Below are 17,624 nucleotides of genomic sequence, written 5' to 3' on the forward strand. Positions count from 1 at the left end.
TTTTTATTTATGAAAAAACATATATTTAAGTATCCTTTTATATGTCTGCTAAGTGTTGCTTCGATTATTGGATGTTCTTCAGATGATGATGCGCCAGTAGATCCAGATGATGATAATGGTGTAGAGCAACCAGAACCTGTTTCAGCATTAAACCTTGAGGAGTATGATAATGGAAGCCGAGTAATGATGCAGGCTTTTTATTGGGATGTAGAGCCAAGATTCGAATGGTGGAACACGATTTCAGATAAAATGGAAACCTGGGCAGATGCCGGGGTAAACCGTATCTGGATCCCACCAGCTACCAAAGGGCAATCTGGTGGATATTCTATGGGTTACGACCTTTCTGATTATTTTGATTTTGGAAATTTTAATCAGCATGGAACAACTCCTACTAGATTTGGAACTCGTGATGAGTTAGAAAATATGATAAGCGTTGCACACGATAATGATATCGAGGTTATTGCAGATATTATCTTAAATCATAATTCTGGTGGTGGCTTAGAATACAATCCATATCGCGAAAAAGATACGTATAGCTTATTCGACGAAACTCACGGCAATGCTTCTGGAATGTTCAATAGAAATTACGAAGATTTTTATCCAAATAGCGTAAGCAACTACGATCCGGGAAGTTTATTTTATGCTGAAACTAACTTAGATCACCATAGAGAACGCGTGCAAAACTGGTTATGGGAAGACGAAAATTCTGTAGCGAAATACTACAAAAATGTTATAGGATTTGATGGATGGCGTTTCGATTATGTACTAGGTTTCGAGCCTTTTGTGATCAAAGAATGGCTGGATGCAGTTGGTGGCTTTTCGGTAAGTGAGCTTTGGGATGGTGATCCAGATCTAATAAGATCTCATATTGAAGCTACCGGAAGTGGAGCTTTTGATTTTGCAGCCTTCTACAGAATGGAGCAGGCATTCGACAGGTTTGAAGATCTAACCTATCTAACCAGAGACCAGGTTTGGCAAACACATCCTGATAAAGCTGTGACATTTACAGCGAATCACGATACAGAAAAGGATGGAAACATCGATAATTATATCGAATCTGAAAATAAATTAAAAGCATATGCTTTTATTATGACCCATCCTGGATATCCAACGGTTTTTTATCTTGATTACGAGAATCCAGAATTTCAGGATCAAATAAATAAACTAATTAGTATCCATAATAGTTTGGCTACCGGATCTGTAAATGTAATTTATGCAGATGAAGATGAATATATCATGCAAAGAGGTGGAGATTCAGAAAATCCTGGATTAATTCTTTATATTAATCTATCTCCTAACGGAAAAAGAAGAACAATTACTACAAGCTGGGATTCTTCGATCTTAATGGATTATTCAGAAAATTCAAATTATCGCCCACAAGTAAACGAAAATGGAGAAGTAACTATCGAAGCTCCTTCAAATTCTTATGCGATCTGGTCGATCACAGAATAGATTTAATTTACTAATTCAATAGAAAACGGGATAAATTAATTTTTATCCCGTTTTTTGATTTTTTTATGATATAAAAACCTGTTTTTTGAAAAGTAAATTCTATTTTTAAATTTCTATTCAGATTGTATAAAATCGACTTCAATTTTTATTTTCCTCCTTATCCGTTAGAAGTCAGCCTCTAAAACTTATCCAAATTATATTTATTTAAAGTTTTGATTTTTTGTCAACTTTACACTGTTGACAAAATATTAAAAAACTGAAAACTAAGTTATTAACAGCTTTTTATTGATAACTTTCAAAAAACATAACATTTCACGTCTTAATAATTTATTTACATTTACCCTACCAAAGTTTACTTTTCTAATTTTAATCGACGTGATTTATGCCTGTACAAACAACTCCTAAAGCTCCTAAAACTTATACTCAGGATGAAGCTTTTAAGGCTTCTTTAGAGTACTTTAAAGGTGATGACCTTGCTGCCCGTGTTTGGGTAAATAAGTATGCCTTAAAAGATTCAGATGGTAACATCTACGAGCAAACCCCTAACGATATGCATCGTAGAATTGCTAAAGAAATTGCTCGTGTAGAACAGCGATATCCTAATCCAATGACCGAGGATGAAGTTTTCGATCTTATCAAAGATTTTAAATACATCGTACCGCAGGGAAGCCCAATGGCTGGAATAGGAAATCCTTACCAGATCGCTTCGTTATCTAACTGTTTTGTTATTGGTAACGATGGTAGTTCAGATTCTTATGGTGGGATCATGAAGATCGACCAGGAGCAAGTACAATTAATGAAACGTCGTGGTGGTGTTGGTCACGATCTATCACACATAAGACCCAAAGGCTCTGCAGTAAAAAATTCGGCTTTAACCTCAACTGGAATTGTTCCTTTTATGGAGCGTTATTCGAACTCTACCAGAGAAGTTGCACAGGATGGTCGTCGTGGCGCACTAATGCTTTCAGTATCGATCAATCACCCAGATTCAGAAGACTTTATTGATGCTAAAATGGAGCAAGGTAAAGTTACCGGGGCAAATGTTTCGGTAAGAATTGATGATGATTTTATGAGAGCTGTAAAGAATAAAACAGCTTATACACAAAAATATCCTGTTTTTAGTAGTGAACCTAAATTCAGCAAAGAAATTGAAGCAGAAAAGCTTTGGAAGAAAATCGTTCACAATGCCTGGAAATCGGCAGAACCTGGTATTCTTTTTTGGGATACAGTGATCAACGAATCTGTTCCAGACTGTTATGCAGATCTTGGTTACAAAACAGTTTCTACCAATCCATGTGGTGAAATACCGCTTTGTCCTTACGATTCTTGTCGATTATTAGCCATCAACTTATTCTCTTACGTTGAAGATCCTTTTACAGATAAAGCGAAGTTTAATTACGAGCTTTTCAAAAAACATATTAGCGCTGCACAACGAATTATGGACGATATCATTGATCTTGAATTAGAAAAGATCGATGCAATTATCGAAAAGATCGACGCAGATCCAGAAACTGATGAAGTAAAAGGAGTTGAGAAAAACCTTTGGCTAAACATCAAAAAGAAAGCACAAGAAGGAAGAAGAACTGGTATTGGAATCACTGCTGAAGGTGATATGCTTGCAGGACTTGGAATTAGATACGGAAGCGAAGAAGGTGTAGCATTTTCTACTGAAATTCATAAGAATATTGCACTTGCGGCTTATCGTGCATCTGTAGATACTGCAAAAGAAAGAGGCGCTTTTTCTATTTTTGATTCAGATCGAGAAAAAGAGAATCCGTTTATTCTAAGATTGAAGGAAGCCGATGAGAAATTATACTACGATATGTTAGAATATGGCCGTAGAAACATCGCTCTTTTAACCATTGCTCCTACCGGAACCACCAGTTTAATGACGCAAACAACTTCTGGTATAGAGCCTGTTTTCTTACCGGTTTATAAACGTAGAAGAAAAGTAAACCCTAACGATAAAGATGTTCGTGTAGACTTTGTAGACGAAGTTGGCGATAGCTGGGAAGAATATGTGGTTTTCCATCATCGTTTTAAAGAATGGATGAAGGTAAAGGGTCACGATATAGATAAGAATTATTCGAATACCGAGTTAGATGAATTGGTAAAATCTTCTCCTTATTATCAGGCTACCAGCAACGATGTAGATTGGCTAAGTAAAGTAAGAATGCAGGGAGCAGTACAAAAATGGGTAGATCACTCGATTAGTGTGACTATTAACTTACCACATGATGTAAGCGAAGACCTTGTAGGTAAACTTTATCTTGAAGCATGGCAAGCCGGTTGTAAAGGTGTAACGGTTTATCGTGATGGATCGCGCTCTGGAGTTTTAATCTCTAACGACGAGAAAAAAGAAGAAGAAAAAGAAGAATCTGGAGTTTTCCCAACTAAGCGTCCAGAGGTTTTAGAAGCAGATGTTGTACGTTTCCAAAACAATAAAGATAAATGGATCGCTTTTATTGGATTGATCGATGGTAGACCTTACGAGATCTTTACCGGATTTTCTGATGATGAAGACGGGATCCTTATCCCGCGTTGGGTTAATGAAGGCCTAATTATTAAAAACCGAAATGAAGACGGGACTTCTCGTTACGATTTTCAGTATAAAAACAAAAGAGGCTATAAAACTACGATTGAAGGTTTATCACACAAATTTAATCCTGAATTCTGGAACTATGCGAAATTGATCTCAAGTACACTTAGACATGGGATGCCAATAGATAATGTGGTAAACTTAGTAAATAGTCTTCAGTTAGATTCAGAATCAATTAATACCTGGAAAAACGGAGTTGCAAGAGCTTTAAAACGTTTTATCGCAGATGGTACCGTTGCTAAAAAAGAAAAATGTACCAACTGTAACTCATCTAATCTTATTTACCAAGAAGGATGTTTAACCTGTAAAGATTGTGGATCTTCTAAATGTGGATAATCACTCAACAATAACAGATTTTAAGTGTTAAGTGAAAGGCTGCCAATTGGCAGCCTTTTTATTTTATATCAAATCGAACAACCTTAAATTTGATGTTTTAGATTAATTTTTTATCGAAAATTATCAATCCAATTATCTATTTTTATTCGATTTTTTAAATATCATGTGAACCATTTTAATTCAATTTTTATCAATCAAAATTACTTTTAGGCTCTTATGAACCTACTACTTCAATGAAAAACAAACTTTTTTGTATTCTCTTTTGCTTGGTTTTTGCAGGAGTGTACAGTCAGGAATCCAGAAAAGACTGGAGCGAAGGGAATTTAACCTGGGATGACTTCAAAGAGCGTGAAATTTCCTTTGAAAATTCAATTTCAGAATTAAAATATGTTATTGGTTACACCCCCAGTAAAGAAAAAGTAAACGATACCGTGATCTTTAGATTGCAAAGTTTTTGCTATTCAGATAAAAATCTTTCCTGGGTAAAACCTGATTTTAAGACGAGTCAAAATCTTCAGTATAATCAGGTCATTTTTAATATTGCAGAATTATACCGAAGAAAATTACAATATGATCTGGATCACCTTGGCTCCTATTTTTCAGCTGAAACCGTTTTTCAGAATCAATATGAAGCGCTGAATAATGAAGTTGAAATTTTTCAAAATCAAAGTCGCAACGGAAGAGATCCCGAAATCGTTAAGGAGTGGGCCGCAAATATTGAAGACCGTTTAACGATCTACGAAAATAACAGCATCCCGAAATATGAAAAAGCAAATTTTGGAATGGGATTGCACGTAGGTGCCGCCTATAGTTTTAGAAATGAGTCTATAAAAGAACATTTTGATAATTCGATTGGCTTTAATTTTGGTTTCGATTTTTCCTATAAAAACTCAATATTATATGTTAATATGATCTTATCTGGCGGGAATATCGATCAAGCATACTCAGGTAGAACTTACTGGGAAGAAGACCTGGATTACTCTCTTGCTTTATTAGATTTTTCTTACGGGTACGCGATTGTTGATAATTCAAAATTTAAGATCGCACCTTTTGCAGGTCTTGCCATAACCGAGTTTTCTGAAAATGACTACGATGGGGAAGATAGTGATCTTATTATTACCGATTATAATTTCTTATTGGGTTTAAATGTAGACTATAAGATTCGCAAAAAACTAAACACTATCCCAAACGTATTTTTAAGCAGAAGGAATATTACTGAAACTTCTATAAGGTCGAGATTGTTCGTCTCTCGCAACGATTTTTACGAGGATCTTAGCGGATATTCGGTAAATCTGTCTATAGCAATTTCGTGGTATTTTAGGCTATTGAAATAATGATTGGTTTATTAGAACATGGATTGAAATATAGATTATCAGTTCAAAAAGCATAGAGAAAAAGGTACTTTTAGTGTTTATTGTTGAATTACATTTTCACAAAACCGTTTTCTGTTAAAATTTAAATCTTCTCGAGTAAGATTTGGATGGGGAGTTTAATTACTTTATAATTAAAATTAAAGAAATTCGCCACCCCATGAAAAAGGAAATCACATTAGATAAAGTTATTTCCAGCGCTCCCGATTTAATTCTATATGCCGCTCCTATAATGATAGGGCTGGCACTTTTAGAGTTTTATTTCAGCTGGAAAACAAAAAGAGATCTTTACGAAAAGAAAGACTTCTTGACCTCCCTTACCATAGGATTGGTTTATATATTGCAAGGTTTAGTCACCAAATCGATCATGTTTGGATTGGTGTTATGGGTTTACAATTCGGTTTCGTGGAGTATTCCTGTGAACTGGTTTACCTCGATCTTGTGTTTTGTTGTTCTAGATTTTTGTAGATATTGGGCACATCGATATGGGCATGAAGTAAATTTTCTTTGGGCTACGCATGTTACGCATCATAATTCAGAAAAATATAATCTTTCAACCTCATTTAGATTGTCTTGGACACAGCAGATAAAAGTAATCTTTTTTATCCCGATTAGTTTTTTAGGCTTCCACCCTGTTGTATTTTTCATTTGCCACCAAATTGCTGTTTTATATCAGTTCTGGATTCATACTGAATTAATCGACAGAATGCCAAAATGGTTTAGTTTCTTCTTTGTGACGCCATCGCATCACCGCGTTCACCACGGAAGAAATGAAAATTATCTGGATAAAAATTATGGTTCAACTTTTATAATCTGGGATCGTATGTTTGGTACTTTTGAGCCAGAGACTGAAAAATCGATCTACGGAATTATAGACCAGCCAAAACATTTTAATCCTGTGAAGCATGTTTTTCATGTTTGGGTAGATATTTTTAAAAATATGCGCCGCGCAGGAAGTATAAAAAAGGCTTTATGGATCTTTGTAGCGCCACCAAGCTCACTAGAAAAAAATCCCGGTAAAAAAGATGCTTAAAAATAAAGAATCTCGCCTTATAGCGAGATTCGTTGTTTTTTGATTCTTTTTTTACAACTATACATCGCAAATTTTAATACCTTCTTTTAAGGCTGCCAATTGATCATCGTAAGTTGGTATAAACTCTTGCGCTAAATAACCATCAAAACCGGTTTCTATTACCGCTTTGATAATTGCCGGGTAAAACAATTCCTGCGAATCATTAATTTCATTTCTACCGGGAACGCCACCTGTATGATAATGGTTTATGTATTTATGATGTTTGCGAATCGTTGCAATTACATCACCTTCCATAATTTGCATATGGTACACGTCATAAAGTAATTTAAAGTTTGGCATTTCTGTACGTTTGGCCAGCTCTACACCCCAATCTGTATGATCGCACATATAATCGTGATGATCTACTTTGCTGTTTAAAAGCTCCATCACAAGGTTTACATTACGTTCTTGTGCATATTCCAGCAATGGTTTTAAACCTGTTACGCAATTTTTAAATCCGGTTTCATCGTCCATCTCGCGGCGATTACCAGAAAAAACGATCACATTCTTTATTCCGTGTTTCGAAGCTTTTTCGATCAAAGGCATGTAAGATTCCTGCAAATGCTTATGGTTTTTAACTTCGTTAAACCCATTTTCAATATTGGCAAAAGTATCTGTAGCCATAGAACATTCGAGTCCATATTTTTCAACAGTTTCCCATTCTTCAGGCTTTAAAAGATCGATTCCTTTTAATCCAATTTCCGCAGCATTTTTCGCAAATTCTTCTAAAGGAATATTTTGATAGCACCAGCGACAGGCAGAGTGTTTAATATTGTTTTTTAAACGTTTCATATTTAGGTTGGTTGGTTTTGCTTCAGCCTCCAATGCAATCATTGGGCTTAAACCTAAAACTCCAGCTCCCATTGCCATTGCCTTAATCGCAGATCTTCGATTTGTTTTACTCATCCTTTTCAGAAATTATTAATAAGCGTAAAATATACATTATAAATTAAAAACCGACTTTAAATCCTATAATTTTAATAATATATCAAATAAAATTGATTCAATTTAAGCAATCTCGAAGTTATATCCAGATTTCACCAGCTTTTGATAATTATCATAATCGAATTTATATAGAAAAGCGCCTCTTCTCGAAGAGCTTTTATCTTTTTCGTTCAATTTGATCAATAAGCCCAGCGTCATCAATTTTTTTCTGAAATTTCGATCGTCCAGTTTCTTTTGGTAAATAGCTTCGTATAAAGATTGTAATTGCGGAATGGTAAATTTTTCCGGTAAAAGCTCAAAACCTATAGGTTGATATCTCGCTTTACGCTTTAATCGTGCCATCGCATCTTCTACCATCTGGCTGTGGTCTAATACCAGCTCTGGCAATTCTTCTAAATCAAACCAATGTGCACCGTGCTTTTCTGTAAGTTCTTTATCGTAATCGTCGATTCTTATCAAAGCAAACTGTGCGATTGAAACACAGCGATAGCCAGGATCACGATCTGCCAGCCCATAAGCTTTAAGTTGCTCCATAAAAACATTGTCTAAACCTGTAATTTCGGTAAGTACACGTTTGGCAGCAACACTTACATCTTCCTCCATTCGCACAAAACTTCCTATCAAAGACCAGGTTCCCAAAAATGGTTCTACCCTACGTTTAAAAGCGAGTAGCTTTAACTTCCCTGCATCAAAACCAAAAATAATACAGTCGGTTGCTACATACATTTTATCTTTTTGAACGTATAGATCTTTTAAAGCTGGCGTCATAAGTGTATTTTATACAGTTTGCTGTTAAATATAGGGAAATAGTTAAAAAATAATCAATTAAAAAGATGAATGTAAATTTTACGTTTATTATATTTGATCTATAAATTTACTAAAAATAAGCACATTGAGTACTTCAACCAACGCGCAAAAATTACCGGAAGCTTTTACAGATTTTAAGCCTAGCATTAAAGTGGCTTCTCCCGGAAGAATAAACCTTATTGGCGAGCATACAGATTATAATAATGGTTTTGTGATGCCTACCGCAATCGATAAAAAAATCTATTTCGAATTTAAAGAAAACGGGACAGATAGTACCTGTCGTATTTATAGCGCTACCTATAACGCGCATTTAGAATTTGATCATAACAATTTATCGATAAGCGAAAAATCCTGGGAAAACTACGTTTTAGGAGTAACTAACGAAATCAAGGTTTTAGGAAAATCGCTGAAAGGATTTGATTGTATCATTAAAAGCGACCTTTCTACCGGTGCAGGAATTAGCTCTTCTGCGGCCTTAGAATGTGGTTTTGCTTCAGGACTAAATGCTCTATTTGATCTTGGTTTAAGCAAAGTTGAAATTACTCAGCTATCGCAAAAAGCCGAACATAATTTTGTAGGTAATAAATGCGGAATTATGGATCAATATGCTTCCGTAATGAGCAAACAGGATCATATTATTCTGTTAGATTGTGAAAGTTTGCATGCTGAATATATTCCAGCAGATTTTAAATCCTGTAAGTTGTTGTTGCTGAATACCAATGTTTCTCACAATCTTGCCGATAGCGAATATAATACGCGTAGACAGGAATGTGAAGCTGCTGTTGAAGTGATTCAGAAAAAATATCCTGAAGTAAAAAGTCTTCGTGACGTAAATCTTGAAATGCTTGAAGAATTTAAAGCGCAGTTAGAAGGAAAACAGTACCAAAGAGCACGTTATGTGATCGAGGAAAACGAGCGTGTAATCAATGCCACAACTGCGATAAAAGCAGGAAAACTTAACGAATTTGGAGAATTAATGTATGGATCTCACGACGGACTTCAGCATAATTATGAAGTTAGTTGCCCGGAACTCGACTTTTTAGTTGAATTTTCCAGAGATAAAGATTACATCTATGGTTCCCGAATGATGGGTGGTGGTTTTGGCGGCTGTACCATTAATTTAATTGAAGCTGATAAGATCGACGAATATGTTGTTGAAGCTGCTGAAGCTTACTTCAAAAAATTCAATATAAAATTAGATACTATTGCTGTTTCACCAAGTGAAGGAACAATCGTAGAAAAATTATAATTACTAATTAGAAAACGATAAAAATGAGTCACGATATTAATTCGATCCCTCATAGAAGATATAATATTCTAACCGGTGAATGGATTCTTTGTTCTCCGCATCGTACAAAGCGACCATGGCAGGGAAAAACCGAGAAAGATACCACGCCTAAAAAAGAAACTTACGATCCCAGCTGTTATTTATGCCCGGGAAATACAAGAAGTACCGGTGATAAAAACCCAGATTATAAAGAACCTTATACTTTTATAAACGACTTCTCTGCGCTTTTAATTGATAGCCCTGTGGCAACTCAGGAAAACGGATTAATGAAAGCCGAAACCGAAGTTGGTATTTGTAAAGTGGTGTGCTTTTCTCCAGATCACTCGCTTACCCTTCCTCTTATGGAAAAAGAAGATATTACCAAAGTTGTGAAAACCTGGAAAAAAGAATACGCCGAATTAGGTAGCCAGGACAACATTAATTACGTTCAGATCTTTGAAAATAAAGGCGCCATTATGGGCTGTAGTAATCCGCATCCACATGGACAAATTTGGTCACAAATGTCTATTCCAACAGAGATTGAAAAAAAATCGAAGCATTTTAAAGAATATTGGGATAAGAATCAAAGCAGCTTACTTGGGGATTACATAAAACAGGAATTAGAAGCTAAAGAGCGTATTATTGTTGAAAATGAATACTTTGTTGCGTTAGTTCCTTACTGGGCAGTTTGGCCTTATGAGATTATGATCGCTCCAAAAAAACATCAACAGCATATTGGACAGTTAAACCAGGAAGAAGAAAAAGCTTTTGCTGAAATTCTTAAAAAACTGACCATAAAATACGATAACCTGTTTGAAACCTCGTTCCCATATTCAAGCGGAATTCACCAAATTCCAACCGATGGATCCGATTATCCTGAATGGCATTGGCACATGAGTTTTTATCCACCGCTTTTACGTTCGGCTACCGTAAAAAAATTTATGGTAGGTTACGAAATGTTTGCCGGCCCACAACGTGATATTACTGCAGAGCAAGCTGCAAAAACTTTACAAAACTTAAGCGATATTCATTATCTAAAGCAATAATTTTTCCACCTAACCAACCAATAAAAAATCCCGAAGTGTCATGCTTCGGGATTTTTGTTTTGTATGTATTTTGTTTGATTTCTACCAGAACATGGCGTAAAGCATTGCAACAATTAAAATGATCGCAAAACTACCAATATTAAAAATTGGTCCTGTTTTGAAAAGATCTTTACTAAGTGTAATGGATTTCTCCTGAATTTTACCACCGGTTTCAAGATAGGTAATGATAACCATAATGATCATCGTTAAAATCCAGGTCGCCATCATTTGATGCATAAATGGCCAGGTTATAAAGAATGGAGAATCGATCCAGCCATTTGGTCCTATCTTGAAATATAAAGCAATTGGAATAGATACTAATACTCCCCAAATTGCAGCGTTATTTGTCGTTTTTCTCCAAAATAAACCTAACATAAATACCGCTAAGATCCCTGGGCTAACAACACCTGTATACTCCTGAATATACTGAAAAACCTGTCCTAAACTCTTTAATTGCGGCGCTAAAATAATTGCAATGATCAAAGCGATAGTTGCAGTTACCCTACCAACATTTACCAATCCTTTTTCTGAAGTTCCTGCCTTCTCCTGGAAGAAAGGCTTATAAATATCCATTGTGAAGATGGTAGCCGTAGAGTTTAGCATCGAAGCTAAAGAAGATACGATAGCTGCTGCAAGAGCGGCTAAAACAAGTCCTTTAAGACCTGCCGGTACAAATTCTTTAATTAGCCATGGTGCTGCGTTATCATTTATAATTCTTCCGTTTTCACCAAAGAATGATGCACTGGTTACACCTTCGCTAATTAGTCCGCTAGCATCGGTATTCATCACGAAAGCGATTATTCCGGGAATTACTGTAATAAGCGGAATTAATATCTTTAAAAATCCTGCAAGCACAATACCACGCTGAGATTCTTTTAAACTCTTAGCAGCAAGTGTTCTTTGAATAATATACTGGTTAAAGCCCCAGTAATAAAGGTTAGCAACCCAAAGACCACCAACTAAAACGGCGATTCCCGGTAGATCCCACCAAGCATCTTTACCATTTGGAGTAATAATTTCTCCCTGATCTAGGATCATCGAGAATTTTTCTGGTACCTGCTCAAAGACTTCAGACATTCCTGTAAAGATGTTTCCATCACTAGAAACGTGTTCTAAAGCGATATAAGTTGTAATTAAACCACCAATAACTAAAAGTACTACCTGCACAACATCTGTCCAAGCAACCGCAGATAAACCACCATAAAGAGAATATGCCGCTGCGAACAAAGCAAGACCAATGATACATTCCATAAAGATAGCACCATCACCACCACCAATAATGGTATCTAGCGCAGTAGCTCCTAAATAAAGTACAGAAGTAAGATTAACAAAAATGAATAAACAGATCCAAAAAACCGCTAAGATCGTTTTTAAGTTCTTACTATAACGAACCTCAATAAACTCTGGAATGGTATAAAGTTTCTTTTCAATAAAAATGGGTAAGAAAAATTTACCCACAACAATTAAAGTGATCGCAGCCATCCATTCGTAAGATGCAATTGCTAATCCTAATGCAAAACCAGAACCAGACATCCCGATAAATTGCTCTGCTGAAATATTTGCTGCAATTAAAGAGGCCCCAATTGCCCACCACGGCAAAGATTTACTGGCCAGGAAGTAATCTTCTGAAGTATCCCCTTTTCCTCGAGAAACCCATAATCCTACCCCGATTATAAGTAACGCGTAGGCGACGAATACTATCACGTCTAATAATTCAAATTCCATATAAAATAAGTTTAGAATGTATTTTTAAGAAAATCTCAAAAGTTGAAAATAAATCGATGTAGCTTTCTAGCTTTAGAAAAATGCACCGTGTCCCAAATGAAATAAAATTTTCACAATATTTCGCTAAAGATATTACTTTTTTAATTTATAAACGTAAAATTTACGCTTATAGTCAAAAGTACTATTTTTTCACACTGAATTTAAAACTAATTCTGTTATAATAATCTTCTCCTGGCTCTAAAACGCTATTCGGGAAATTCCTGAAGTTGGGCGCATCGGGGAAGTTTTGTCCTTCAAAACAAATAGAAGGAAATTCAGATATTCTGGTTTGATAATCCAGATCGTCTGGTAAAGATTCTGGCGCATAAACCACTACCGCAGGTTGATTGGTAGACATATCTAATTTTATACCGGTTAGCGGTGCAAAAAGTTGTGCTCCCAGTTCGTCCCCATCACTGTTCAATACAAAAGTATCGTCCAGATTTCTATTCCCTATTAGGCGATTGTTCCCAAAATCTTTTGCGTGACCACGTAGATTGTTAAGATTTCCGGTTGGTAATTGCTTTTCATCGATCTCGAGGATCTTATCAGCATTGATCTTTAAAAAATGATCGCTTACACTTCCCTCACCATTCAGATTAAAATAGGCGTGATTCGTTAAATTCACAACCGTTTTTTTATCGGTTTGTGCTTCGTATTCGATAATAAGATCGTTGTCTTCGTTCAAAGTATAAGTCACAAAAACTTCCAGATTACCAGGGTAACCTTCTTCGTTATGTTTACTAAAATATTTCAACTTAACAGAAGGATTTTCCTCGTGCTTTTCTTCTACGATCTCCCAATATTTATACTGAAATCCATTCTCTCCCCCATGTAAATGAACTCCGTTTTCCTGATGAAGACTATATTCTTTGTCTTCTAACTGAAATTTACCTTCAGCAATTCTACCGGCATACCTTCCAATTGAAGCACCAAAACACTGGTTATGCGTTTTATTTAGCGGTGATGGTAAATCTTCAATCTTTGGAGAGACCATTACATTTACCATTTTCTGATTTTTATCGTATAATTTTATACTACCAATTGCGGCACCAAAATTTACGATAATAACCTCTGTACTGGCTCTATTTACCAGTTTTACGGTTTTTAATTCTGTATTATTTTCCAATCCCATATTATTTATGATAAAAAAATCGTCCTGTTTAGATCACAGGACGATTTTTTAAGCTTATTTATTTTCTTCGATCCAATTATCTATTTTGGATTCCAAAACATCTAAAGGTAGTGCGCCATCCAGCAAAACTGCATCATGAAATTCTTTGATATTAAAATCTTCACCTAAAGCACTTTTGGCTTTTTCCCGTAGATCCAAAATCTTTTTCATTCCTATTTTATATGCCGTAGCCTGTCCTGGCATCACTATATGTCGTTCTACCATTTTTACACAGTCACTCTCGGCATTTGGAGTGTTCTTTTTGTAAAATTCGATACCCTCTTCTCTACTCCATTTTTTATGATGAATCCCGGTATCTACAACTAACCGACAAGCCCGCCATAATTCCATCGCTAAACGTCCAAAATCGGCATAGGAATCTTTATAAAAACCAATTTCTTTTGGTAAATATTCGCTATATAATCCCCATCCTTCTACATAAGCGCCGTAACCGCCAAATTTTCTAAACTGCGGAATATCTTTTAGTTCCTGCGCAATTGCAATTTGCATATGATGCCCGGGAATTCCTTCGTGATAAGCTAAAGCCTCTAATTGATAGGTTGGCATCGCCTTCATATCATAAAGATTCACGTAAAAAATACCTGGACGAGAACCATCTGGCGCCGGTTGCTGATAAAATGCCTTACCTGCACTTTTTTCACGAAAAGCTTCGACTGCTTTTACTTTGATCTTTGCTTTTGGTTTGGTTAAAAATAATTCATCAAGACTGCCTCGCATTTCATCGATTATCCCCTTGGCATCAGTTAAATATTGCTCTTTGGCTTTGGGAGTATTTTCGTAGTAAAATTGCTCGTCATTTCGCATAAAATCGAAAAAATCCTGCAGCGAACCTTCAAATTCGACCTCTTTCATGATCTTTTCCATTTCACCATGAATTCGGGTGACTTCACTAAGTCCGTATTCATGGATTTCTTGCGCAGTCATATTAGTTGTGGTCGTGCGCTTTAATGCAAGCTCGTAGAATTTATCACCATTAGGAAACTTCCACGCTCCATCATCAGATGTTGCTCGTTTTTGTTGTGTTTCCAATAACTTTATTAACCACAGATAAGCTGGTTTAACGTATTCTACCAGTGCCTGTTCAGCTTCACTAATTAATTTCACTTTTTGATCTTCATCGATTTCAAGTTTATCAATCTTCTCCTTAAAATCGGCCAACAGTGTACTGGCATTTTCAGACTTCTCAAAAGGTTTTCCTTTAATGATATTTTGGCTATCTTCAAGTACCTTTGCAAAAACAAATTTTGGAGGGATAATCCCGTTTTGCTCTCTAATTTTAATTCCGCCTATTACCTGTTCAAAAGCTTTTGAAAACCCTTTTAATCTTGATATGTATGCTTTTGCATCTGCAACAGAATCGATTCTGTGGTTATTGATCAAAAAAGCCGGTAAACTAGAATGGTAACCAAACATCTGGTTTACCGGATAATCGTAAAATCGATAATCATAATCTTCAATTTCGTTATCGATCTGTCTTTTATATAACTGATAACTTAGATTTGTTTCTTTATTTAGCGAATTTGGATCTATATTTTCAAGATATTCTTTTCGCTTTCTTGCCTCTTTCAACTCATCTGCATGACGTAAATGAGAAAAATCGTCCCATTGCCCATAATTGGTTTTTCTACCAAGTTGGGTTTGCATCATAGGTGATTCCTGAACATCTACCTCGAATTGCTCTTCAAAATATTGGTTAAGTTCTTCTGAGGCTTTAGTAATTTCAGCTTCAGAATAACTCTCTCCCTGTTGATTTTTACAAGAAGCAAAAGCTAAAATTGTAAGAAAAACGCCTAAATTTCTAAGATTCTTCAGCATGACGAATTATTTTTTCAATACCGAAAATTTTATGGCTGAATCACCAAATACGGTATGTGTTTGTTTCTGAAAATCTTCTTTTTCAGCTTTAAATATATTGTCCACATAAGTTTGTGGATTAAGGTCGATTAAAGGAAACCAAGTACTCTGAATCTGGATTTGCATCTTGTGCCCTTTCTTAAACGTATGGTTTACCCCTTGCAAGGTAATATTTACATCGGTTTTAGTGTTAGGCTCAAACGGTTCTGGTTTAGAAAAATCATTTCTAAAACGACCTCTCATCACCTCACTACGCACCATCATGTGGTAATTACTCATTTTTAAATGATCCATAGTTTCAGGGTAATTCTCGGCATCTGGTGGATACACATCGATCACTTTTACTACCCAATCTGCCGCAGTTCCTGTAGTTGCAACTTTAAGCATGGCTTCGATTTCACCTACCACACTAAGATCTTCATCTAAAACTTCAGTTTCATACACTAAAACATCTGGACGTCTTGCAGCAAAACGTTGGTCACCCGTCATGTATTCACGTGGCGTAAAAACAGTTTTAATTTCGTTATTATACGAAACTGGCTTTTCTGGATCACTTACAAACTCTTGTTTTGTATCTGTAGCGGCTGTAGTAAGCTCTTGATCGTCTCCCAAATAGAATGTTTTAGCAACTGTATTTTTTGGAGGCCATTGCTCGTAATCTGTCCATTCTCTTTTCCCGGTATCGTAAATATGTGCTTCAGCAAGATCTAAAGAACCTTTACCGTTTTGCTTTAAGAAATGGTTGAAGAATTTTGTCTCGTAATCCTGCTGATATCTTGTAGAAAGACTATCTTCAAAATATACATTTCCAACAGATTGTCTTCCGCCTTCTCTAGCCCAGTCTCCATGGCTCCATGGCCCATAAACCAAAATATTATAAGTGTTCCTGGTTTCTTCGATCTTCTTATATTCATTAAAAGGGCCGTAAAGATCTTCAGCATCAAACAATCCACCAACGATCATTACCGCAGGCTTTACATCATCTAAATGCTGAATAATACCTCTGGATTCCCAAAATTCGTCATAATTAGGATGATCTTTTAGTTGTTGCCAAAACTCATTATCTTCTTTATAATATTCGTCTAAAGAACTAAGTGGTGTATGATCTAAAAAGAACTGATATTGATCTTGCGTACCAAGGCCTGGCAATTCGTACCAACTCTTTGTCGTAGGCGCGTCTTTTTGATATCCAAAAAGAGCTGTTGCTCTCCAGTAACTTAACAGATAAGCACCATTGTGATGAAAATCATCAAAAAAGAAATCTGAAATTCCCGCCTGCGGAGACACCGCTTTCAAGGCTTTATGAGAATCTACTAAAGAATAGACAGAATAGAATCCAGGATATGAAATTCCCCACATCCCAACATTTCCGTTATTGTTATCTACGTTTTTTACCAGCCAATCTATAGTATCGTAAGTATCGCTGGCTTCGTCAAACTGCTCTCCTTTTTTATTCGGGATATAAGCACGCATATTATCATACTTTCCTTCACTCATCCAACGTCCACGCACATCCTGGTAAACGATAATATTACCTTGTTGCATAAGATATTGGTTAGGACCAATCATAGAACGCATTTGCCCTTCTCCATAAGGTCTGGAGCTGTAAGGCGTTCTTTGCATGATTATAGGATACTTTTTAGAAGTATCTTTTGGGGAATAAATTGTGGTGTGAAGTTTAGTACCATCCCGCATTGGGATATCAACTTCAGTTTTGGTGTAATGATCTTTTACATTATAATCACTGCCAGATTGAGCAGCAACCTGAAATACTACAAATAGTAAAAATGTATAAAATAATGACCGTTGGTGTAATTTCATTATTCAGGAATTGTGTTTTTAATCCCTAAAGATAGAAATTACACCGCGAATCGTAAA

12 protein-coding genes are annotated in these 17,624 nt (G+C 35.9%); 6 read left to right on the top strand and 6 right to left on the bottom strand.

Annotation, left to right across the window (positions count from 1 at the left end):
- Positions 1 to 9 precede the first annotated feature (9 nt).
- From INR75_RS17255 to INR75_RS17270, 4 genes are all read left to right on the top strand, one after another.
- A complete protein-coding gene (locus tag INR75_RS17255) occupies positions 10 to 1,452 on the top strand; it encodes an alpha-amylase (protein WP_223089775.1) in 1,443 nt (480 codons plus the stop codon).
- A gap of 382 nt (positions 1,453 to 1,834) precedes the next feature.
- Complete coding sequence (locus tag INR75_RS17260; RefSeq protein WP_223089776.1) at positions 1,835 to 4,387, top strand: adenosylcobalamin-dependent ribonucleoside-diphosphate reductase; 2,553 nt, start codon at positions 1,835 to 1,837, stop codon at positions 4,385 to 4,387.
- A gap of 233 nt (positions 4,388 to 4,620) precedes the next feature.
- On the top strand, positions 4,621 to 5,721 hold the full coding sequence (locus tag INR75_RS17265; RefSeq protein WP_223089777.1) for a hypothetical protein: 1,101 nt from the start codon (positions 4,621 to 4,623) through the stop codon (positions 5,719 to 5,721).
- A 196-nt stretch (positions 5,722 to 5,917) separates the two neighbouring features.
- On the top strand, positions 5,918 to 6,790 hold the full coding sequence (locus INR75_RS17270) for a sterol desaturase family protein (RefSeq protein WP_092542339.1): 873 nt from the start codon (positions 5,918 to 5,920) through the stop codon (positions 6,788 to 6,790).
- Positions 6,791 to 6,847: 57 nt separating this feature from the next.
- Here INR75_RS17270 and INR75_RS17275 read toward each other — a convergent pair whose 3' ends face one another.
- Positions 6,848 to 7,735 (bottom strand): hydroxypyruvate isomerase family protein, encoded by an 888-nt coding sequence (locus INR75_RS17275; protein WP_255584579.1) that lies wholly within the window; start codon positions 7,733 to 7,735, stop codon positions 6,848 to 6,850.
- A gap of 102 nt (positions 7,736 to 7,837) precedes the next feature.
- Entirely contained in the window at positions 7,838 to 8,542 is a 705-nt protein-coding gene (locus INR75_RS17280) for an NUDIX domain-containing protein (RefSeq protein ID WP_092542031.1), read from the bottom strand.
- Positions 8,543 to 8,666: 124 nt separating this feature from the next.
- On the opposite strand from INR75_RS17280, the gene galK reads away from it, so the two are divergent.
- Positions 8,667 to 9,830, top strand: a complete 1,164-nt coding sequence (gene galK / locus INR75_RS17285; RefSeq protein WP_223089778.1) for a galactokinase — start codon at positions 8,667 to 8,669, stop codon at positions 9,828 to 9,830.
- Positions 9,831 to 9,853: 23 nt separating this feature from the next.
- Positions 9,854 to 10,894: a UDP-glucose--hexose-1-phosphate uridylyltransferase gene (locus INR75_RS17290; protein ID WP_223089779.1), complete on the top strand. Its 1,041-nt coding sequence runs from the start codon at positions 9,854 to 9,856 to the stop codon at positions 10,892 to 10,894.
- 81 nt (positions 10,895 to 10,975) lie between these two features.
- Here the strand turns inward: INR75_RS17290 and INR75_RS17295 are convergent, their stop codons facing one another.
- The 4 genes from INR75_RS17295 to INR75_RS17310 form a co-directional block, all read right to left on the bottom strand.
- Positions 10,976 to 12,658 carry a sodium/solute symporter gene (locus INR75_RS17295; protein WP_223089780.1) on the bottom strand — a complete coding sequence of 561 codons (1,683 nt, stop codon included), beginning with the start codon at positions 12,656 to 12,658 and terminating at the stop codon, positions 10,976 to 10,978.
- A gap of 181 nt (positions 12,659 to 12,839) precedes the next feature.
- Positions 12,840 to 13,832 carry an aldose epimerase family protein gene (locus tag INR75_RS17300; RefSeq protein ID WP_370629860.1) on the bottom strand — a complete coding sequence of 331 codons (993 nt, stop codon included), beginning with the start codon at positions 13,830 to 13,832 and terminating at the stop codon, positions 12,840 to 12,842.
- Positions 13,833 to 13,886: 54 nt separating this feature from the next.
- Positions 13,887 to 15,707, bottom strand: a complete 1,821-nt coding sequence (locus INR75_RS17305) for a DUF885 family protein (RefSeq protein WP_223089782.1) — start codon at positions 15,705 to 15,707, stop codon at positions 13,887 to 13,889.
- 6 nt (positions 15,708 to 15,713) lie between these two features.
- Positions 15,714 to 17,567 (bottom strand): CocE/NonD family hydrolase, encoded by a 1,854-nt coding sequence (locus tag INR75_RS17310; protein ID WP_223089783.1) that lies wholly within the window; start codon positions 17,565 to 17,567, stop codon positions 15,714 to 15,716.
- Between the last annotated feature and the right edge of the window lie 57 nt (positions 17,568 to 17,624).

This window comes from Zunongwangia sp. SCSIO 43204 (genome assembly GCF_019904275.1).
GTDB classification, from domain to species: Bacteria; Bacteroidota; Bacteroidia; order Flavobacteriales; family Flavobacteriaceae; genus Zunongwangia; species Zunongwangia mangrovi.